The sequence below is a fragment of the Staphylococcus warneri genome (assembly GCF_900636385.1).
GTDB classification, from domain to species: Bacteria; Bacillota; Bacilli; order Staphylococcales; family Staphylococcaceae; genus Staphylococcus; species Staphylococcus warneri.
In genome coordinates this window covers 608783-630368 of record NZ_LR134269.1, presented here as the reverse complement: position 1 = coordinate 630368, position 21586 = coordinate 608783, and the positions used below count along the sequence as shown (strand labels likewise).

At 31.2% G+C, this 21586-nt stretch carries 21 protein-coding genes and 1 pseudogene; 10 read left to right on the top strand and 12 right to left on the bottom strand.

The genetic code is table 11. The annotated features are described in order from the left end of the window. Nucleotides 1–6: 6 nt before the first annotated feature. The 4 genes from ureE to EL082_RS02890 are packed head-to-tail and all read left to right on the top strand — an operon-like array spanning nucleotide 7 to nucleotide 2603. Nucleotides 7–459, top strand: coding sequence for an urease accessory protein UreE (ureE, locus tag EL082_RS02905; protein WP_015364779.1), 453 nt, complete (start codon nucleotides 7–9; stop codon nucleotides 457–459). Further along, nucleotides 452–1141 carry an urease accessory protein UreF gene (locus EL082_RS02900; protein ID WP_002465437.1) on the top strand — a complete coding sequence of 230 codons (690 nt, stop codon included), beginning with the start codon at nucleotides 452–454 and terminating at the stop codon, nucleotides 1139–1141. Before ureE ends, EL082_RS02900 begins: the two co-directional genes overlap by 8 nt. An 11-nt stretch (nucleotides 1142–1152) precedes the next feature. Continuing rightward, complete coding sequence (ureG, locus tag EL082_RS02895; protein WP_002465435.1) at nucleotides 1153–1767, top strand: urease accessory protein UreG; 615 nt, start codon at nucleotides 1153–1155, stop codon at nucleotides 1765–1767. Then, the gene (locus EL082_RS02890; protein ID WP_002465418.1) at nucleotides 1767–2603 is read left to right on the top strand and encodes an urease accessory protein UreD; all 837 of its coding nucleotides are present in this window, start codon (nucleotides 1767–1769) and stop codon (nucleotides 2601–2603) included. The genes ureG and EL082_RS02890 overlap by 1 nt, the downstream gene beginning before the upstream one ends. Nucleotides 2604–2961: 358 nt before the next feature. On the opposite strand, the gene EL082_RS02885 is transcribed toward EL082_RS02890, so the two are convergent. The 4 genes from EL082_RS02885 to EL082_RS02870 all read right to left on the bottom strand — a co-directional run bounded on the left by EL082_RS02885 (nucleotide 2962) and on the right by EL082_RS02870 (nucleotide 6809). Beyond that, nucleotides 2962–3303 (bottom strand): transcriptional regulator, SarA/Rot family, encoded by a 342-nt coding sequence (locus EL082_RS02885; protein WP_002465419.1) that lies wholly within the window; start codon nucleotides 3301–3303, stop codon nucleotides 2962–2964. A gap of 421 nt (nucleotides 3304–3724) precedes the next feature. Then, complete coding sequence (locus EL082_RS02880; protein WP_015364778.1) at nucleotides 3725–4051, bottom strand: PH domain-containing protein; 327 nt, start codon at nucleotides 4049–4051, stop codon at nucleotides 3725–3727. A gap of 32 nt (nucleotides 4052–4083) precedes the next feature. Continuing rightward, the gene (locus EL082_RS02875; protein ID WP_002465509.1) at nucleotides 4084–4800 is read right to left on the bottom strand and encodes a transcriptional regulator, SarA/Rot family; all 717 of its coding nucleotides are present in this window, start codon (nucleotides 4798–4800) and stop codon (nucleotides 4084–4086) included. A 26-nt stretch (nucleotides 4801–4826) separates the two neighbouring features. After that, nucleotides 4827–6809 carry a helix-turn-helix domain-containing protein gene (locus EL082_RS02870; RefSeq protein WP_103286155.1) on the bottom strand — a complete coding sequence of 661 codons (1983 nt, stop codon included), beginning with the start codon at nucleotides 6807–6809 and terminating at the stop codon, nucleotides 4827–4829. Nucleotides 6810–7427: 618 nt separating this feature from the next. Here EL082_RS02870 and EL082_RS02865 point away from each other — a divergent pair. Beyond that, a complete protein-coding gene (locus EL082_RS02865; RefSeq protein WP_002465515.1) occupies nucleotides 7428–8177 on the top strand; it encodes a CHAP domain-containing protein in 750 nt (249 codons plus the stop codon). 430 nt (nucleotides 8178–8607) lie between these two features. Here the strand turns inward: EL082_RS02865 and nhaC are convergent, their stop codons facing one another. Both nhaC and EL082_RS02855 read right to left on the bottom strand, forming a co-directional pair. Continuing rightward, nucleotides 8608–10002: a Na+/H+ antiporter NhaC gene (gene nhaC / locus EL082_RS02860; protein WP_002465511.1), complete on the bottom strand. Its 1395-nt coding sequence runs from the start codon at nucleotides 10000–10002 to the stop codon at nucleotides 8608–8610. Nucleotides 10003–10067: 65 nt separating this feature from the next. Next, nucleotides 10068–11138, bottom strand: coding sequence for an NAD/NADP-dependent octopine/nopaline dehydrogenase family protein (locus tag EL082_RS02855; protein WP_103286156.1), 1071 nt, complete (start codon nucleotides 11136–11138; stop codon nucleotides 10068–10070). A 391-nt stretch (nucleotides 11139–11529) separates the two neighbouring features. On the opposite strand from EL082_RS02855, the gene EL082_RS02850 reads away from it, so the two are divergent. The 5 genes from EL082_RS02850 (at nucleotide 11530) to EL082_RS02830 (ending at nucleotide 14727) form a co-directional block, all read left to right on the top strand. Further along, nucleotides 11530–11973 carry a DUF4870 domain-containing protein gene (locus tag EL082_RS02850; RefSeq protein WP_002465507.1) on the top strand — a complete coding sequence of 148 codons (444 nt, stop codon included), beginning with the start codon at nucleotides 11530–11532 and terminating at the stop codon, nucleotides 11971–11973. Nucleotides 11974–12295: 322 nt separating this feature from the next. Next, entirely contained in the window at nucleotides 12296–12790 is a 495-nt protein-coding gene (locus tag EL082_RS02845) for a CHAP domain-containing protein (RefSeq protein ID WP_002465512.1), read from the top strand. A gap of 248 nt (nucleotides 12791–13038) precedes the next feature. Beyond that, nucleotides 13039–13371 carry a DMT family transporter gene (locus tag EL082_RS02840; RefSeq protein WP_002465517.1) on the top strand — a complete coding sequence of 111 codons (333 nt, stop codon included), beginning with the start codon at nucleotides 13039–13041 and terminating at the stop codon, nucleotides 13369–13371. After that, on the top strand, nucleotides 13371–13685 hold the full coding sequence (locus tag EL082_RS02835; RefSeq protein WP_002465510.1) for a DMT family transporter: 315 nt from the start codon (nucleotides 13371–13373) through the stop codon (nucleotides 13683–13685). Before EL082_RS02840 ends, EL082_RS02835 begins: the two co-directional genes overlap by 1 nt. Nucleotides 13686–13764: 79 nt before the next feature. Next, the gene (locus EL082_RS02830) at nucleotides 13765–14727 is read left to right on the top strand and encodes a 2-hydroxyacid dehydrogenase family protein (RefSeq protein ID WP_103286157.1); all 963 of its coding nucleotides are present in this window, start codon (nucleotides 13765–13767) and stop codon (nucleotides 14725–14727) included. Between the two features lie 55 nt (nucleotides 14728–14782). Here the strand turns inward: EL082_RS02830 and EL082_RS02825 are convergent, their stop codons facing one another. From EL082_RS02825 to EL082_RS02800, 6 genes and pseudogenes are all read right to left on the bottom strand, one after another. Beyond that, nucleotides 14783–15907: an FAD-dependent monooxygenase gene (locus EL082_RS02825; protein ID WP_015364776.1), complete on the bottom strand. Its 1125-nt coding sequence runs from the start codon at nucleotides 15905–15907 to the stop codon at nucleotides 14783–14785. Nucleotides 15908–16050: 143 nt separating this feature from the next. Further along, nucleotides 16051–16827: an N-acetylglucosaminidase gene (locus EL082_RS02820; protein ID WP_002465481.1), complete on the bottom strand. Its 777-nt coding sequence runs from the start codon at nucleotides 16825–16827 to the stop codon at nucleotides 16051–16053. Between the two features lie 22 nt (nucleotides 16828–16849). Continuing rightward, on the bottom strand, nucleotides 16850–17098 hold the full coding sequence (locus tag EL082_RS02815) for a hypothetical protein (RefSeq protein WP_002465485.1): 249 nt from the start codon (nucleotides 17096–17098) through the stop codon (nucleotides 16850–16852). A gap of 171 nt (nucleotides 17099–17269) precedes the next feature. Further along, nucleotides 17270–17740 (bottom strand): helical membrane plugin domain-containing protein, encoded by a 471-nt coding sequence (locus EL082_RS02810; RefSeq protein WP_002465484.1) that lies wholly within the window; start codon nucleotides 17738–17740, stop codon nucleotides 17270–17272. Continuing rightward, nucleotides 17740–20694 (bottom strand): formate dehydrogenase subunit alpha, encoded by a 2955-nt coding sequence (gene fdhF, locus EL082_RS02805; RefSeq protein ID WP_103286158.1) that lies wholly within the window; start codon nucleotides 20692–20694, stop codon nucleotides 17740–17742. The genes EL082_RS02810 and fdhF overlap by 1 nt, the downstream gene beginning before the upstream one ends. Before the next feature lie 275 nt (nucleotides 20695–20969). Next, nucleotides 20970–21551: pseudogene (locus tag EL082_RS02800) on the bottom strand (LCP family protein); the annotation flags it as partial. Nucleotides 21552–21586: the final 35 nt, after the last annotated feature.

The following is a 21586-nucleotide window of genomic DNA, read 5'->3' as shown; positions in this document are numbered from 1 at the left end:
ATATTAATGATTATCGAAGAAATACAAGGCAATATAGCCAATTTATCAGCTGAAGAAAAAAATAAACATGTCGAAAAAGTATATCTAGAAAATTCTGATTTAGTTAAACGTATTCAACGTGTCAAAACAGATCATGGTAACGAATTAGGTATTCGATTAAAACAACCTATCGACTTACAATATGGTGATATTTTATATCAAGATGAGAACAATATGATTGTCGTAGATGTTAATTCTGAAGATTTATTAGTGATTAAACCACGTAATTTAAAAGAAATGGGAGATATTGCTCATCAACTTGGGAACCGTCATTTACCAGCACAGTTCACAGAAACTGAAATGTTAGTACAATATGACTATCTTGTAGAAGATTTACTAAAATCTTTAGGTATTCCATATAGTCACGAAGATAGAAAAGTAAATCAAGCATTTAGACATATAGGACATTCCCATGATTGATCATCAAAATTTACGTTTATTTCAGTTCTGTGATTCGCAATTTCCAACGGGTGCTTTCAGTCACTCATTCGGATTAGAAACCTATATACAACGTGAGTCAGTCAATAATGATGACACTTTTGTACAATGGTTAAAATTATTTTTAAATGAACAGTTAACGTATTCGGATGGTCTTGCGATGAGAATTGTCTATGAGGCTCTAGAAGCAAATGACACAGAAAAGATTTTACGTATGGATCAACTTATATTCGTACAAAGTATTCCTAAAGAAACACGTGTTGGTGCAAAACAGATGGGAACACGTATGGTGAAATTAGCGACGGAATTATACGATAGCGAATGGATTAATTGGTATCATGAACAAATGAAAAATAAAAAAGCCAAATTGCATCCAGCTATCTGCTTCACTATGCTTGGTTATCATTTAGGTGTTGATATAGGAACAATCATTGATTATTACCTTTATCAAAATGTATCAAGTTTAACACAAAATGCAGTGAGAGCTATTCCTTTAGGACAAACTGCTGGGCAAAAAGTGGTTACACAAATGGTGCCTTATATCGAAGAAACAAGAAATCATATATTATCACTTGATGAAAGCGACTTTGGTATGACAGCACCCGGTTTAGAATTAAACCAAATGGAACATGAAAATGTTAATGTAAGAATCTTTATTTCATAGGAGGTATCAGTATGACTGAACCAATTAAAATTGGAATTGGTGGCCCTGTTGGTGCAGGTAAAACCCAATTAATAGAAAAAGTAGTTAGACGTCTAGCCAAAGATATGAGCATCGGCGTTATAACGAATGACATTTATACAAAAGAAGACGAAAAGATCTTAGTTAATACAGGTGTCTTACCTGAAGATAGAATTATTGGTGTAGAAACAGGTGGTTGCCCTCATACAGCAATTCGTGAAGATGCTTCTATGAACTTTGCTGCTATTGATGAGTTATTAGAACGTAATGATGATATTGAACTTATCTTTATTGAATCTGGTGGCGACAACTTAGCAGCTACATTCAGTCCTGAACTTGTAGATTTTTCAATCTATATTATCGACGTTGCTCAAGGTGAAAAAATCCCTCGTAAAGGTGGACAAGGTATGATTAAATCAGACTTTTTCATCATCAATAAAACGGATTTAGCACCACATGTTGGCGCATCGTTAGAACAAATGGCTGAAGATACAAAAGTATTTAGAGGCGACAGACCATTCGCGTTTACTAACTTAAAAACAGATGAAGGTCTTGATGAAGTGATTAAGTGGATTGAACGAGATACTTTACTTAAAGGATTATCATAATGTCTCAACAAGCTTGGACAGGTCAACTTGATTTAACCGTATTTAATAATGGAAGTCGTTCTGTTGCACGTGATATCTTTTTTGAAAAAGCATTAAAAGTTATTCGTCCAGTATATTTAAACGGATCAACCATCCCTACTTTCTATATTGTTAATGTCGGTGGTGGTTATCTTGACGGTGATCGTTATTCAATGAATTTTAATATTGAAGAAAATGCTAGTGTAACACTGACTTCTCAAGGTGCGACGAAAATTTATAAAACATTAAACGACAGAGTGGAACAGTATCAAACATTCCATTTAAAGCCAAACGCATACATGGAATATGTGGCAGATCCAATTATTGCATACGAAAATGCTAAATTTTATCAATACAATCGCTTTGACTTAGATCAAACCAGTGCCATGTTTTATACTGATATTCTTACACCTGGTTATTCATCAGAAGATAAAAACTTTTCATATAAGTATATGCATTTGGTAAATGAAATATACATCGATAATGAATTAGTAACTTATGATAACCTTATGTTAAATCCCGAAAAAAATTCAATAGATTCTATTGGTTATATGGAAAATTATACTCATTTAGGATCAGCTTATTTTATTCATCCTAATGTAAATCAAAGATTTATCGATGAGGTTTATGATCAAATTAAACATTTTGAGAAAGAATTAAATTGTCGACTTGGCATTTCACAATTACCAACACACGGGCTATCGATTAGAATTTTATCTAACCGTACACAGTATATTGAAAAGATCCTTGAAACAGTTCAAGCTTATATTGCTAATATGCTGTATGATAGAAATTTAAATTTCTTAAGAAAATATTAATGTGAATCAAGTGTCAAAATGATTAAAATTTAAAAAGGCTTGGTTGCCATTTGGTAACCAAGCCTTTCTTTATTTGAAAAATAAGGGGCGAAGCTAAATTATGTAATTAAGATGCTATTCAGTTTGTGGTTAATGGATCATTTTTATCGTATCTACAATAAGAAAACATTCATTAACCTTGAAACACACCCATTTTCCAATAAGTTTATAATGATAAACACCTATAATTCCCTAGCTACACGATAAAAGCGTAACAACTAATGCTCCACTTTCTTACTCAATTCCAAAACTTGCTTTCCATCACAATTAATTATCTGAATTTGAACCATTAAATATAAAATATAATAAAACAAGTCACTTAGATATATTGTTCTAATTCATCAATGAGTTGCTTAATTTTATCCTTTTGTTCTTTTGTCACAAAAACTATTACTGTACGTTCGTCATGCACGCTTCTCTTTTTAGATAATAAATTTAACTCTTTTAATTTTTGTAATGCTTTAGTTAAGTAATATGGTTTAAATTCAGAACATGTTGCAATTTCTTTAGAAGATATTTCATTAGACTCACTTTTTAATATGTAATTCAGAATATAAATTTCTTCATAGTTAAGATTATATTGCTTTTTTGTATCTCTAAAGAATTTTTTCACTTGAAATGTAGCGTCAACTAAATCATTAATATTTTTTATTTTTGCCATTCTAAAACCACTCCTCTGATGCACATCTTGTTGTAGCAAGGTTTACATAATTTCATCTTACTGAATTGATCTCCACCCATGTTACAAAGTTCATTTTAAACAAACAAGTTTAAAAATTCAATAATTTTATTACTCGAATTTGCATTTATATATTTATTTCTTTTCTCAAACATTTATTTAACTTTTTTCATGGTTATTAAAATATATATATCACAAATTTACCACTTATTCTGAAAGCGTATATTTTAAAATTTTTATAATTCCCATTTGATTAGTTGGATTTTTACAAATAATAAATTGCTAAGCAATATTAAAATAAAAATAACGATATGCCATAATAATACGTATTATCATGGCATATCGCTATATATCATTAGTAGTATTGACAGTTTCATTTCAAATATTTCTTATAACCGCTTGTTTAAGCCTGTATTTTATCTTTTACAAAATCAACAAACGCTTGAACTTCATTAGATTTAAAATCGTGCATCGGTATTTTACCAATATTAAAATTAAATATAATTGTTTCACCATCATATTCAATTTCATTCACTTCATCGTAGCCAATATTTCTATAATAGAATTGACCATTCATATCTACATTCATAATTAAACGTTCAGACGTAGCTATAAATGCACCCTCAAATTGAGATTGTCCTTGAACTTGGTAATCCATAATTCCTAACACTGAAGGACCTTTCTTTTCAGTTGGGAATAAATCATTGGGATTGACATTATCTAAAATCATACACAAACTCCTTCTATCTATAACTCATCTATTTATATATCTTTAATTCCCTTTTTTAAAATTTCATAACATGATTCAATGATAGAAACGACTAAGTTCATATTAGAATGTTTTATTTTAAGTTTGATCGTACGTTCATCTTCGACACATCTTTCTTTTATAATATAACCCTTTTGTTTCAACTTCTTTATATTGGGACTTAAAGCTACAACACCTCTTTGTGTTTGATATCTCATATACTTAATTGTCATTTCATTTTCATTAATAAGTAATGTAGCTAGTACATAGAGTTCTTCAATTGAAAGGTTATATTTATTTAAACATTGACTAATGTAACTAATCATTTCATTACAGGTTATAACATATTTAATAGAATGTTTTGTTGTAGCATTTATAATTAATTGATTTGAATTAAGCATTTCAAGAAGTTCACTAAATAAAAAATGTATTTTTTGTTTCTGTAGCTCTGTTATCGATATACTTAATTGTCGTTGGTCTTCATCCTTACGATCTTTCAAAATCCAATGTTGTTGATATAAGTATTGTAACATTTGTAGTATCTTTGTTTTTTGTTCGACCATTTCAAGTTGATTAAGATCCATATACTTTTCATTGTTTTTCTCATTAACTAAAAAGTAAAGTAATTTAATATGATCAAATGTTAAATGGTATGAATATTTTAAATAATCGTTAGCGACTTTAATAATCATGTAGTGCGCAATAAACGTCTTTATTTTTACATTTGGCATGATGAATCTTCCCCTTTACATACCAGTCATACATCATTAACTAAAATATTAATATGAACCATTGCTATACTTGGTAGTTGTATCGTGTTTTTACCTATTTCTTTTTTACAAATTTCACCAATCCAATATAAATTTTCTGTTTTAATCTCACTTGTATCTGATTTCCTATCTCCTTTAGTTGACTTCATAAAAGGCTGATAGTCTATCATGTTAATTTCAGCATGATTGATATTAGTTATATTTGCGAAATTGAATTGAACAAAATCAATATTAGGATTTTTAGTCATTGGTATATCTAGTAGTGCAATACACTGATATTCATTTCTATAATGAGACACTATCAAATTAGCATTCTCAAATATAACTTTACCACGCAATTGATTATAAATATCCAATAAAAACAATATGGAATGAGTCGATGTGATTTGAGAAAATTGTATATCTTTCATATCAATATCATCCCAATGTAAACAGACAGCATTGACATTTTTCAGTTGTTTAAAAATGTCTTTAAATTGTTTAAAATGCGACTGTTTGATAAAACAAGTATGATTACCCTCTATCAAATTACTAATCATTAATTTTTCATTTTTAATAAAATCAAATTGACTTACTTTATTTAAAGGAATCATGATCATGTCTACTAGTTTTTCAGCCTTATCAATCATATTTAATTGTTGTTGATAAGGAGACCAAATTAATTGATAATCATCAAAATATACATTCAATAATTGTTTAAATTCTTTAATTCTATCAATATTAATCCCTCGAATTAAAACTTCTAATTTTTCATTTTTAAATCGCCTTTTTATTTGAAATAAGATTTTGATTAATTTTTGGATGGCTATTTTTTCAATTGAAGTCAATTCATCTGAGTGTTCTGTTTTAATCTTATAAACTGGAATCATATTCACATCATTTAACATTTTTAATCGTTGATTTAAATGTTCTTCAAATACCTTGCTTTGTTTTATGAGTGAAGTTAATTCAACTTCTATAATGATATGGATCGGCTTACATCTATAATTCAATTTCTCTTTCAATTTCAACAAATCAAAATGACTGAGCGTTATTAATTTATCCACTTCTATATATAATTGATGAGGGACAATCCTTTTGCGCTGTTTACTTACTGGGAAATGAACATCAATCATCATAGATGATTGTTGATTATCTTTATTCACGTGGTTCAAAAGTCTTAATATACTTTCGTCCAATTTAATTTCTTTTGTTTTATTATTAGAGATAGACGTCTCTATATATAGTTTTCTAATTAATTTTGGCGTTTGACCATAAGCATCTTTAAATAATTTGATAAACCTAGAATAATGATTGAAACCATGATTTATCGCAATAAACTCGATTGATTGATCGGTTGATAAAATATCAATCAAACAAAATTTTAGTCTAATATGTTTTAAATATTGGTTAAAACTATAATAAGGTGTATGTTGAAACATTTGTGTTAATTGATGACTTGGCACATTAGTTGCATTTACTAATTCATTCTTATTTATTTTTCTTGAGTGATTGTCTACTAAATAATTATGAATAGGTTCTGAAATGAGTGAAATGCCCTGATTCCCTTTTTCATCTGAAGCGATTGAGCATAATTCAATACATAAATATTTGATAATTTTATCAATCATCATTTCTTCTGTTTGATTCATACATTTTATTTCGATTAACTTGGTTAGTAGATCAGTAATTTTTGAGTAGTTCGACGTTGGTATTTCTCCACCTATTAGTCTTGTTCGAGGTGTTACAAATCTCAAGAAATCCTTAGTTGAAACTTCTATTAAACAAGTTATAGCTTGATTTTCACTTTTAATTTGATATACATCATTCATCATTACGAGTAAAACACGACCAGGCCACATCTCATACTTTTTTAAATTAACGATCATGTTACCTGTCCCTTTTAACCAATAAATAAGTTTGATATTTGACTCTTTACTATTATTAATAATTAAATTCTGAAATATTCGGACTGAATAGTTTTCTATCATGTTGTTTCCTCACGCTGCTTACAATAACATCATCCACATAACTTCATGCTTTGATTTAATAAGTATCTCTTAATTAGATAACCTCTATCTTCACATTCAATTTTATAACGATTTAATATTCTATACTATCAATTCTTTTAAAGATTATATCAATTTTCATTTATATTTAAACAGCATGTTTTAGACTATTAGTTACTTTATCCATTTTTCAATATATTTTATCACTCGTTGATAACTATCATTTATTAAGAACAGTTCATATTTTACATATATTATTAAATGATGTTGTCCTACGCTTTAATTTATTATTCATCCTTTAAAATATAATACAATTTAAATTTTCTGTAAGTTTACAGATATGTAACACATTTTTTCGTAATATTTTAAATTCATTTAATAAATGGCATAACCATCATATTTCAACAAAATCATTGCCGTATTATTTTTATTTTAAGTTGTGTAACAATATTAGCAAAAAATTACAAATCCATAACAACGCCCACAAACCTACTTTTTTTTGGTAAAGTATTGCTTGTCGTTAAGAACGAATTCATTTACATAAAAACATAGCTTTTATGCTATTAAAATTATAAAAATAAATTGGAGGATATTTATCAAATGAAAAAAATCGCTACAGCTACAATCGCAACTGCAGGAATCGCTACTTTCGCTTTTGCAAATCATGATGCTCAAGCAGCAGAAAATAATAATGGTGGATATAACCCAAATGATCCAACTTCTTACAGTTATTCATATACAATCGATCAACAAGGTAATTACCACTACACTTGGCAAGGAAATTGGAGCCCAGACAAAGTAAACCATAATAACAGCTACGATTATGGTTACAATACTCAAGCTTACAACAATTACAATAACTACAATTATAATAATTATGATTATGGCTATAACACTCAAGCTTATAACACACCACAACGTACAGGCGGTTTAGGTGCTAGTTATTCAGCAACAAGCCATAACGTACATGTAACTACGACATCTGCACCATCTTCAAATGGTATTTCATTATCAAGAGCAACTTCAAATGGCGGAAACTTATACACTGCTGGACAATGTACATATTATGTATATGACCGTGTAGGTGGAAAAGTTGGTTCAACTTGGGGTAATGCTAATAATTGGGCAAACGCTGCAGCAGCTGCAGGTTACACTGTAAATAATCGCCCAGCAGCAGGTGCTATTTTACAAACAACTCAAGGTGGATTTGGTCATGTTGCTTACGTTGAAAGTGTAAACAGTGACGGTTCAATTCGCGTTTCTGAAATGAACTATGGACATGGTCCTGGTGTAGTAACATCACGTACTATCTCAGCTAGTCAAGCTGGTTCATATAACTACATTCACTAATCATTTTTAGTCATATTTAAAAAACCGAGTATTATGTTCACAAAATTGTGAATGTAATACTCGGTTTCTTTATATGATTGCAACTATTATATTAACGATTTAATTGAGAACAGTAACTAAATAACTGTCTCGTTAATAACCAAGTAAACCAGGTAATATCGCTACAACCTTACCCGGTTCTTGGTTACAAACAAATTCAAATAATCTTTCTTGATTCGCTTTTTCTACATAATAATTGGCAATTTATTAAATGTTGTTTAAAAGAATTCGTTTAGTCTAATATTTCATGATTAAATTCCGCTACAAAACTCAATCACTACTCTAATTAGAAGGATATTTATCAGTTAAAACATCATTCAGATATAATCGCTACAATTTATATCTATGTAATTGTTTTAACTTATTTAATACTTTCCACATTTTCATTCATTTAAACTTCACTTTTATTAATTTTTTTAATTCCTATTCCTGTAAAGCCATAAATAACTGCAATGATTGCACATATATAACAAGGAACGGTCCATATAAAGAAGTCATTAACACTTACATTTAATTGATGTGCATAGTATATACCTGATGTTCCCCAAGGTATTAAAGGCAATACCATTGTACTTGAATCTTCCAATGTTCGAGATAATACAGTTTGGGATAAATGTCTCTCTTCGAACATTTCTTTCATAAGTACCCCTACCATTATAATAACGATAGATGCGACACCAGCTGCAAAAACTAGCATGAGACAACATACTACTGTTACTAATATAAGTGTGCCAACAGAATTCACACCTTTTGATACTGTCTTTAATAAAACATCTAGACAACCGGCTTTTTCAACAATACCAGCAAATGCATACCCACAGAATATGGTCACGATAATTTCAGTCATACTCATCATGCCACCCTGTTCTATTAGTGCTTTGACACTATTTGAAACATGACTTTGATTTACCATAGTATGACTAAAACCATTAAATGTTGCCTTGAAACCATCAACAATATTGAAATGATTGTTAAATGTTCCTACTAAAAGTGCACTTAAACTTGATATTAACATCGCAGGTACAGTAGAAATTTTTAATAGTAAGCATACTATAATCACAATTAATGGAATCCATACAAATATATTAATATTGTATACCTGTGTTAATTCATGAAGTAGTTGTTTAATTTGCTTAGGATTCGTATGACTTTGATATTTTAATCCTGCAAAAAACCAGACAATTAATCCAATGATAGAAGCAGGTATCGTAGTCCACATCATCGATCTAATATGTGAAAAGATATTGACTTTTGTAACTAATGCGGCTAGGTTGGTCGTATCTGATAGTGGTGACATTTTGTCACCAAATACTGCACCAGCAATAATAGCGCCTGCAGCCATACCACTTTCAATACCTAATTGATTTCCGATTGATATTAACGCAATACCAGCAGTTGATGCTGACCCCCATGCCGTACCAGTCGCTACTGACGTAATCGCACTAATGATAAAAGCAGAAACTAGAAAATAACTTGGATTTAAAAAATTAAGACCATAATAAATAAGTGCAGGTACAGTACCGGAGAACATCCAACTACCTACAATAATACCCACAGCTAAAATAATAAATATCGCCGGCATCGCTGTATTCAATCGTTTAGATATCCCTTCTTCCAAATCTTCCCAACGTAATCCTACCCGATAAGCAATACATGCTGCATAAGCTGAAGATATAAGTAATAAAACTTGAATAGGTATATTAAAGATGACAAATCCTGTTGTTACTACGATTACCATAACTATAATTGTAGATATAGACTCTAAAAAAGTTGGTTGTCTTTTCATATATCTAAACCCCTTTACTTTTCTTTTTGAAACAAGACCTCTTTCCTTTCCATATTTTTAAATCACTATTCTAAATCTAATTTATCTAATCCTAGTTCCTCAACTGTTAGACCATCTTCAAAGAAATCACGTTCTAAAATAGTAGAAGCAATGACAATCACTGCATCAATATTAGGCGTAGGTACATCAATCACACGTCCCAAGCTAGACCATAGTACTAAGCCATATGCAATGTCTTCTGTTAAATATCTATTTTCTACATGATTAGGACCAGGAATTTGAGAGAATACTGGACTCGTATTAAATAAACGATTTAACGGCTCATCCTCATCTTTACGTTCTAAATAGCCTCTTTGAATTCTAGATTCTTTAGCAGTTTCTAATTCAAATCCTAATTTACGCCCTAAATTCAAACGTTCTAATTCAATACCATGAAGTAGACGAACAGTATGCTTTGTAATCCCTTCTTTATATAGTGAGAATTCATCTGCATAATCAATACGTCCAACATTTAATAAAGTAGGCCCTGGATGTACCTCTGGGTTACCATTTTCTAAATTGGTTTTAAGTAAACTTTCCTCTTTAACCAAATTCGGATAAATTTGTGAAACTTTATCATAACTGTCATTTAATTCTTCTCGATTAAATGTAGAGAAGTATACTCTACGCACGTTCAATGATAAATCGACACGTGCTTCATTAAAATCAACGCGTGTACCATAAGTTAATGTATTAGCTTCAGCAAAATGAGGCATTACATCAATATGTCTATCTTCAAGTACATTCATAAAGCGTATAGATGCCATTGATGCAGCGATATTAAAGAATATCAGTTGATCATTTGTGACATGATAAGACATCACTTTTGCATAATATTCGATAAATGAAGATGGGATAATGACTTGTATAATATCTGCATCCTTCATCACATATTCAATATCATCACTGATATCCGTGAACTGAATGAATTTTTCTTCTCCTTCATTATTAAAATCAAATCCACCTTTTTCTATTGGTTTATTGAATTTTTCTAGAGATTGGTTACGACAATACAATTTAACCTCATGACCTTTATCCACCATGTCTAGTGCAGCTGTTACAGCACCATTACCTGAACCAATAATTGCTATTTTCATTAAAATCCTCTCTCTTTCTTAATCTTTTTCTTTCATTAAAAAAGCGGGACTGAAATGACTTTTATAAAAAGATTTCTTAGCCCCACTCTATTTTTCAATCTTGCTACAACTACTAAATACTAAAATCAAACATTATAGATGTAACAATCATTTTTAATTGGACATTTATGTTTAAATACTTGAATTAGGTATGATTAACGTCTCAATTATTTTCAACCCATTAACTTGTAATAATTTTATATATCCTTATTTTAAATGAATTAAACCTTTAAATGAACAATAACGTATATCATGTTATAAGTAAATCTAAAAACTTATTTATCAATTTATAATTATTTGATATAGTAAAGATGTAATAAATTTAATTTACATATAAAATGGAGGTAATACCATGACAGAACACAATCAGAATGATGTTTTACATGATCAATCTTCTGAAGTAGTTGATTCAGATAACCAAGAATCTCGATTAATGGCTATGTTAATCTATTTATTAAGTTTATTCAGTGGTTTTATTGGTCCGCTTATCATTTGGATAATCAAACATAAAGAATCTCGTTTCGTTAATAAAGCTGGTAAAAATTACTTAAACTTTGTTATTTCCTATACAATTTGGACAATAATTATATTAGTTGTTATGTTAGTTCCATTTTTTATCGGGTTAAGTATGGGTACTGATACCTCTATGACTGTAGGTTTTATTATCTATATCATTGGCTTTATTATTATGATGGTTTTAGCCTTTGTTTCATTTATTTTTACTATTATTGCATGTGTTAAATACTATAATGGCAATGAATACCTAATTCCACTTAGCATTAGATTTTTCAAATAATCTCTAACACATTTATTACAACTCTTTGTAATATTTATGATTGATGGTCATTTATTAAATTAATTATAAATCAGTGTGGATGCACTTTGTAAGCGTTACAAACTTTTATTACCATGATTCTCGTTTATTACAGCGAGCGTCATGGTTTTTTTAATTTAATTACGATGCTGTAACATTCCGCACAAGGTAATGATTTTCTGTTAAAGTTACTCTTGTCGTAAAAACGATAAAACTTAAATTGGTAAATGAAGATGATTTCCGGTTCGCTACGCCGTATCTTCTTACATAATAAAACCAAACAAAATTCGGGAGGATATTTATCATGAAAAAAATCGCAACTATTACTACATTAACAGCAGGCATTGGCGCTGCATATTTCGGTACAACTGCTCATCACGCAGATGCTGCAGAATTTAATCAATCAAATAATCAATCATATAATTATAATACAGCTCAAACATCTACTAGCAATACTACATCAGAAAGATCTGCTTCTGGTAACTTATATACAGCTGGTCAATGTACTTGGTACGTTTATGACAAAGTTGGCGGAAAAGTAGGCTCAACTTGGGGAGACGCTAGAAACTGGGCATCAGCTGCACAACAAGCTGGTTATACAGTCAATCACACACCAAAAGCTGGATCAATTTTACAATCATCAGCAGGTGGTTATGGTCACGTTGCTTATGTTGAAAGTGTTGGTTCTGACGGTTCAGTTACAGTTTCTGAAATGAACTATAGCGGTGGACCTTTCTCAGTAAGCACACGTACTATTTCTGCAGGTGAAGCAAGCTCATATAATTATATTCATATCTAATTCATATATGAAATAGACATTTAAAGTCTGTAGATGCTTTTAATTAAGCATTTACAGGCTTTTTTCTTTCTATAAATTATTCCCCTATTCACATCCTTTTTTAGAATATGCTTCCCTAATATTGAAATACATATATAATAAAACTTATTTTGAAAATGTATCTTAACGACATCAATTTCAAACTTTGCCCTATATCTTTAAATTTGAGAGAATATTCTTATTGTTATTTGATAAGGAGGACCTTTACATTGAAATGGTTAAAAGTCATTCTAGCAGGACTAGTTGAAATCATATGGGTTACTGGACTGAATAATGCTGATTCAATTTTCAGTTGGTTATTTACACTTATCTTTATCATTTTAAGCTTTTATCTCGTCATCAATGCTACGAAATCTTTACCAGTTGGTACAGTGTATGCGATATTCGTCGGCATTGGAGCAGCTGGTACTGTGATCGTCGATATACTATTTTTCAACCAACCTTTTACATTTATGAAAATATTATTAGTTACTTTATTAATAATAGGTATTATAGGTTTAAAGCTTTCCACAACGGATGATGTTGAAGGAGGTAGCAAATAATGGCTTGGGTGTATCTTTTAATCGCAGGTTGTTTAGAAGTGATTGGTGTTATATTGATGAATGAATGGTCTAGAACTAAACATAAAATTTTCATTCTTCTCATTGGTATTGCCTTTGTATGTAGTTTTAGTACATTAAAACTATCAATGATAGATATTCCTATGGGTACTGCTTATGCTATCTGGACAGGTATTGGTACAGCTGGGGGTACGATGATAGGTATGATCTTTTATCATGAATCCAAAAATATTATGAGAATTCTTTGTATTCTACTTATACTAGGATCAGTCATTGGATTACGTTTAATCAATTAATATATTATTCAGCTCATATGTTTATTCATTGTTTAGAGTATTATCTTTTTATATACTGTTGATAAAAGGAGTGATTAGGATGGAAAAAGTATTTATCGCAGGTGCAATTCCAGAGGTCGGTTTAAACCTTCTCAAAGAACATTTCGAAGTAGAAATGTACGATGATGACGGATTAATTAGTAAAGATGCGCTAATAAATGGTGTTAAAGATGCCACTGCATTAGTAAGTTTATTATCAACTAATGTAGATAAAGATGTGATTGATAGTGCTAAAAATTTAAAAATCATTGCTAACTATGGTGCAGGTTTTAATAATGTAGATATTGACTATGCACGTGAGAAAGATATTGATGTGACAAACACACCGAAAGCTTCAACCAATGCTACAGCTGATTTAACCATTGGTCTTATCTTAAGTGTCGCAAGACGTATTGTTGAAGGCGACGAGTTATCACGTACGAAAGGCTTTGATGGTTGGGCTCCCCTATTCTTTAGAGGTAGAGAAGTTTCTGAGAAAACCATTGGCATTATTGGATTAGGAGAAATTGGTGGTGCAGTTGCAAAACGTGCACGTGCATTTGATATGGATGTTTTATATACTGGACCTCATCGTAAAGAGGAAAAAGAACGAGATATCGGTGCTAAATATGTTGATTTAGATACATTACTTGAGAATGCAGACTTCATCACAATTAATGCTGCCTATAATCCTGATTTACATCACTTAATTGATACTGAACAATTCAAAAAGATGAAATCTACAGCTTATATTGTTAATGCTGGACGTGGTCCAATCATTAATGAACAAGCACTTGTAAAAGCCTTACAAGACAAAGAAATTGAAGGTGCAGCATTAGATGTATATGAATTTGAACCTAAAATTACAGATGAATTAAAATCGCTTAAAAATGTTGTACTTACACCACATATTGGTAATGCAACATTTGAAGCAAGAGATATGATGGCTAAAATTGTAGCAAATGATACAATTAAAAAATTAAATGGCAAAACGCCGCAATTCATTGTTAATCCTCAAAAGTAAAACAAAAGGCAATCCAAATCACATCATTGATTTGGATTGCCTTTTTACTTATACACTATTTTTCTTTAGATTTATAAAGAAATTTAGTTTGGTTTGAAGCAATTTTATTCGGTAATATTTTCATCATTGTATTTCTGCATTTGATCATCAAACTGTTATGATATTGTGCAATCTTTCCAATTTTACGTGATTTTTTAATCACTTTTGCTGTATGATTTACTCTTAATTTATCATATCTTTCTAATGCTTCATTGAAGTCATATGATTTTAAACAGTTAGCTAATACAATTGCATCTTCCATAGCTTGTCCTGCACCTTGACCCATATTAGGTGTTGTTGCATGTGCTGCGTCACCTAGTAAAATAGTACGCTCTTTAACGAAAGATTTTAGTGGTTTCATATCATAAATATCGTTTAATATAATGCCTGTTTCACTTTGTTTATCTAATATTTGTCTTACAATATTGGGATAATGATTAAATCGTGCTTGTAAATGTGGCTTACCAAATGATTGGTATTTGACATCTTTTTCTTTAGCGTTGATTATGATAAACCAATATGCTTGGTTATCAATTAATGGCACAATACCAACGCGTCCTTGTTTGCCCCAAAATTCTTTAGCTACATCCGTTTCATCTAAATGAATATCATCGACTAGCCCACGGAAGCATGTATAGCCTTGATATTGAACCTTGCTTTGGCTATCAATAGCTTCTCTAACAATTGAATGTATGCCATCTGCACCAATACATAAATCAAAGGCTTCACTTTCTTGTTCCATGAAATGAAGAATGACTTTTGAATTACTATTATCTATTTTAGTTACGCCATGTTTTAAATAAATGCTGTCTTGTTGTACATAAGACTGAATAATACTGATTAGTGTTTGACGAGATAATGTAACATTAAGTGTATCTCGTTTTAAATGCGCAGTCATCAATGGTTTATTATGCTCATCAAGCGTTTGCATTGATGTTAAATTCTGACCCGCATTTTTTATACCTTTCGCTAAATCGTGGTTGTGTAGTTTTTGAATGACATTGTCACCAATACCTATACCCGCACCCACTTCTCTAATTGCATCATTTTTTTCAAAAATTTTAACTTGATGACCTTGTTCTTGTAATAGTGCAGCCGCTGTTAAGCCACCGATCCCTGCACCGACAATTGCGATTTTCATATGATTCCACCTCAACATTGTGATTCTTATATATTTTATCACATCTCATACATTTACAAAATTGAGTAAACTAAAGATATGCTTGCCACAATAAAAAGAGTATACCGCTCGCTTTCAAGCAGATACTCTTATCAATTTATAATTTAAATGTAATAATCTTTTCGAACTTTGTCTTTTTTGATTCCAAATTGTTCGTAATATTTCTTCATTATTTTTGCTATATTGTCAGCCCAGTGGATGTCACTTGCATATTGATTCTGTCCTGGTGTTTTCGGGTTCCATCTCATTTGATAAAGTGAAATTTGTTGATTTTCAAAATATTGATTCCTTACAAATTTTGCTCCACCTAATATTGCCTTTCGTGGCGATGTCCAATCTTCCTTTTTGGCATAACTTTTACCAGTATGCACCGCATTCTCATCAAATGCACCGATACCATAAAAATTATAATAATTGTGTTTACCATCTTTGATTCCATGTGCCAATTCAGAGTCACCATTTCCAGTTTCCACAATTGCATGGCTGATTAAGTATATAATATTAACTTCATATTTATCTTGAGCATCTATAAAACTTTGCCCTTGATTCTCTAAAATCCCTTTTCCTTTAAGCATTTTATTAACTTCTTCTTTTGACATAGGTACTTTTTCGGAAATATCCATATATTTGAGTTTGTTATCGCCATGATGAATTGACATGGCCTTTTTAATATCATTTTCATTTGCTTTTTTAAACTCACCATGATCTTCTTTCATATTAAGTACGCCTTTATTTTGTTGACGTGAGACCGCTTCGTTAAAAGACACACGTTTATCATTATTAAATAAATTAGTATCAAAAATGATATACAGTATTCCGAAAACAATCAATAGTAAGAGGATAATAATAGTACTTACACGGGACTTACTCAATTTCTTCATTCAATAAAAGCTCCTATTTTAACTATTTAGACAAAACGACATATGCGATTACAATTGCTATGACAACGATAAAGAATGATACGTTAATTGCAATCTTCATACCTGTTCTATCACGAAATAGTACATTAAATATTACTAAACTAATAGCCAACGATACCGTAAAAAATGTGATGGCTAATATCAACTTCAACATTATTAAAAAGATGATACCAATCACTAATAAAACATTAGATACGATAGCCATAGCTTTTAATATATTGGGATTAATCATATGACACCTCTATTCACTTAAAATAATACTTATCCTACATGATACATGATTTAATTTGTAAATGTCGACATAAAGAAATAAGGTCAGAACATGTGATGGAAAATGAATCATCCATCACGCTTTTGACAAACCTGTTCATCAAAAGTTGTTTGTTCTGACCTCTTCTTATATCTAATCTTCTCGAGACATACCTTTTAATAAATTAAGCATATAGGTGATACTTCTATTCATATCATCATCTTTAAGAACCCCTAGCAAGCTTCGAACACTCGTTTTGGAATGGCTACTTGCTTGATTGGCTACATGCATACCTTTATTCAGTCTATTGAGCATCTCACTTAAGTCTTTAACATTTAAGTCGCCAAGTAAAAATACTAATGATGCCATATTAGATAATAATCCAGTATAAATATCTTTATTTAATTCGACTGCAAATTTATTAATAATAACTTGTCTACCTTTAATACCACCAGATAGTGCGTCTAACAATTTCGCTTCGTCTAAAACTTTAACTAATCGAATTGCTTTCATGATACTATCTTTATTCTCAGATATTGCATCTAACACTTCATTGAGATTATCTGCTTTGACTTGTTCATCTGATTTTTCCATGCGTTTAATTTGAGTTATTCTTTCTGCCATCAGTCATTCACCTGATTTCCTGGGAAAATATAGTCTGGACGCGCCCATTTTTTATCAACTCTGACACTATATTGTGGATTACGTTGTTTGTCTACACGGAAGTTAGTTGGGTTTAGCGGTGATTTACCACGTTTAGTTATCACTTCCATTCTTGCACTTGTACGTTTATACGATGGTGTATCTGTGTATGGATCTACATCACTATTAGTAAGTAAGTTGATTGCACCCATATTACCATTTTCTAAAGCATCATTATTTAAAGGAATGTAAATTTGTTTTCCACTTACGCGATCTGTAACATGTACCGTTAATGTAGCTTCGCCAGTTTCAGAAATTAATTTAACTTGTGCACCTTCATGAATACCTCTATCTTCAGCAAGTTCTGGTGAGATTTCTACAAAGGCATTAGGCACTTTATATTTAATCATTTCAGTTTGATATGTCATGTTTCCTTCATGGAAATGTTCTAATAATCTACCATTATTAACATGTAAGTCATACACTTCATCTTCTTTGAAGAAATTATCGAATGTTAATGGATAAAGTTTTGCTTTACCGTTATCAAAGTTAAATCCATTTAAATAAAGTAATGGCTCATCTGTACCATCTTTATGCACTGGCCACTGTAAACTATTAAAGCCTTCTAATAAGTCGTAACTTACACCTTCATATAATGGTGTCACACGTGCAATTTCATCCATAATTTCGCTTGGATTTTTGTAGTTCCAGTTAAATCCTAAACGATTTGCGATAAGTTGGAAAATTTTCCAGTCTGGTTTAGAGTCACCTTTAGGATCAAGTGCTTGGTATAACCTTTGGATTCGACGTTCAGTATTAGTGAATGTGCCATCTTTTTCTAATGACGGACTAGCTGGTAATACAACATCTGCATAAGTTGCTGTATAAGTTAAGAATTCGTCTTGAACAACCATAAAGTCTAGTTTTTCAAAGGCAGCTTGAACAAAATTGATATTAGAATCAACTATTCCTGTATCTTCACCATATAAATATAGTGAATTAATTTCACCATTATGAATACCTTCTATCATTTGATGATTATCTCGACCTGGTTTCTTATTTAATTCGACGCCGTATTCTCTTTCGAATTTCGCACGAACATCATCATCAACTACTTTTTGATAACCTGTAAATTGGTCAGGCATGCTACCCATATCGCTACAACCTTGAACGTTATTATGTCCACGTAATGGATATGCACCTGTACCTGGTTTTCTATAGTTACCTGTTACTAGTAATAAATTTGAAATGGCAGTACTTGAATCACTTCCGATATCTTGTTGTGTGATACCCATTGCCCAACAAATAGATACTGATTCTGCTTTAGCTACTTCTTTAGCAAAGTTAATCAAACGTGATTGAGGGATGCCTGTAGCTTCTTCTGCAAATGCCATCGTAAATGGTGCTAATGATTCATAATACTTCTCAAAATCATCTACCCATTCGTCTAGGAATGCTTTGTCATGCAGATCATGATCAATAATATATTTCGTTACAGCACCTAACCATACTAAGTCTGTACCTGGTTTCGGTTGATAAAATTCATCTGCACGTTCAGCCATTTCATGTTTTCTAATATCAAATACATGTGATTTTTGTCCAAATAATTTTTGAGCTCGTTTCATTCGTGATGCAATAACAGGGTGTGCCTCAGCAGTATTTGTACCAATTAATACAGTCATTGCTGCTTTTTCAAGGTCTTCAATACTACCTGAATCACCACCGTGCCCGACAGTTCTAAATAATCCTTTAGTAGCCGGTGCTTGGCAATATCTTGAGCAGTTGTCAACATTATTCGTTCCAATGACTTGTCGTGCAAGTTTTTGCATTAAATATGACTCTTCATTTGTTGCTTTTGAAGAGGAAATGAATGCCAAATGATCTGCGTCATATTTGTCTTTAATTTGTTTGAAATTATCTGTAATAACATCTAACGCTTCTTCCCATTCAACTTCATGAAATTGACCATCTTTACGCACAAGTGGTTTCGTCAAACGTTGATCAGAATTAATATGTCCCCAAGAGAATTTTCCTTTCACACATGATGCAATTTTATTAGCTGGAGAATCATGTGAAGGTTGTACTTTCAACACTTCTCTATCTTTAGTCCATACTTCAAATGAGCAACCTACACCGCAGTATGTACATACTGTTTTGGTTTTGTTAATTCTCTCTTTACGCATTTCCGCTTCAGAATCAGAAATAGCAAATAATGGACCATAACCTGGTTCAGCCTTTTTAGTTAAATCAATCATTGCAGCTAATGAACCTGGTTCAGTATCTGTCATATATCCAGCGTTACCTTCCATATTGACTTCCATCATGGCATTACATGGACAAACTGTTGCACATTGGCCGCATGATACACATGAAGATTCATTAATAGGTACATCATTATCCCAAATAACTCTAGGATGTTCACGATCCCAATCAATACTGATTGTTTCATTTACTTCAATATCTTGGCATGCCTCTACACAACGTCCGCACAAAATACATTGGTTCGGATCATAGCGGTAGAATGGACCATAATCTTTTTCATATGGCTTTTCTTTATATTCATAAGTTTGATGTTGAAGCCCCCACTCGTCCATCGTATTATGAATTTCACAGTCTCCATTGTTATAATCACACACTGTACAATACAACATATGTTTTTCTAAAATACGATCTAATGCTTCTTTTTGAGATGCTTGTACATGATCCGTAGTTGTATTGACTGTCATTGGTCTATCAATAGTTGTGCCACAAGCTCTTTCTATTTTGCCGTCAATTTCTACAGTACAGGTATCACAAGTTTGAATAGGCCCCATTGACTCGTTATAACAAATGGCTGGTACGAACGTATCTCTCGAACGTATAAATTCAAGTAAGTTGGTACCTGGTTCAACCAAATAATCTGTACCATCTAGAGTGACGATTAAATGTTCTTTCATATTTTCACCCCATTATATATAGTTCCGTATATGCTAACGTTATAATGTCTAACTTCCATCTATTTAAAATGCCCCACACATATATGTATAGATAGAATCAGTTTAATTGTATAACTTTAACCATGCAATGTTAAGTATTTTTAAAATTTAATTGATTGTTTAATGTGAGTATTTAAACCAATACAAATAATCGAATTAAAAAAAGACAATAGCGACGATTTTAAACTATCGCTATTGCCCTTAATTTAAACTGGTTATTATTTATTATGATATCGTTATAAATTCAAATTGTCTTTAAGTAAATTCGTGTTCTCTTGAAGTGAGCTATCGCTAGGTACAAAGTAATATAATCCGTCATCTTGTATGCCGCCTTGACCATCTAATTGATGTCTACTCACTGTATCATTAGCATCTTTATATTTACTTCTAATTGTATTGAGTTCTCCTAATGACAGATCTGTTTTAACATTCTTTTGTATTTCATTCATTAACGGTGCAAAATGTGTAATCGATGACGCACTAGTCATTTTATTAGCCATAGCTTCTAGAATGAGTTGTTGGCGTTCTTGACGGCCGAAATCTCCACCAGCACCTTCTTCTTTACGACTTCTAATAAAGCTCATCGCCTCTTCACCATTAACATGCGTTTTCTTACCTTTTTCAAAATGTATTCCGTTTGTTGTAAAGGTATCGTTACTTACAACATCAATTCCACCCATAGTATCTATCATGTCATGTAATCCATCCATATCGATCGTTGCGTAATGATCAATGGGAACATTCATTAATTTTTCTAATGAATTGACAGCCATATTAGGACCACCATACGCATAAGCATGTGCTATTTTTGGTTCTGTTGCATAGTTAATTTTATAGTATAATTTTAACAAAA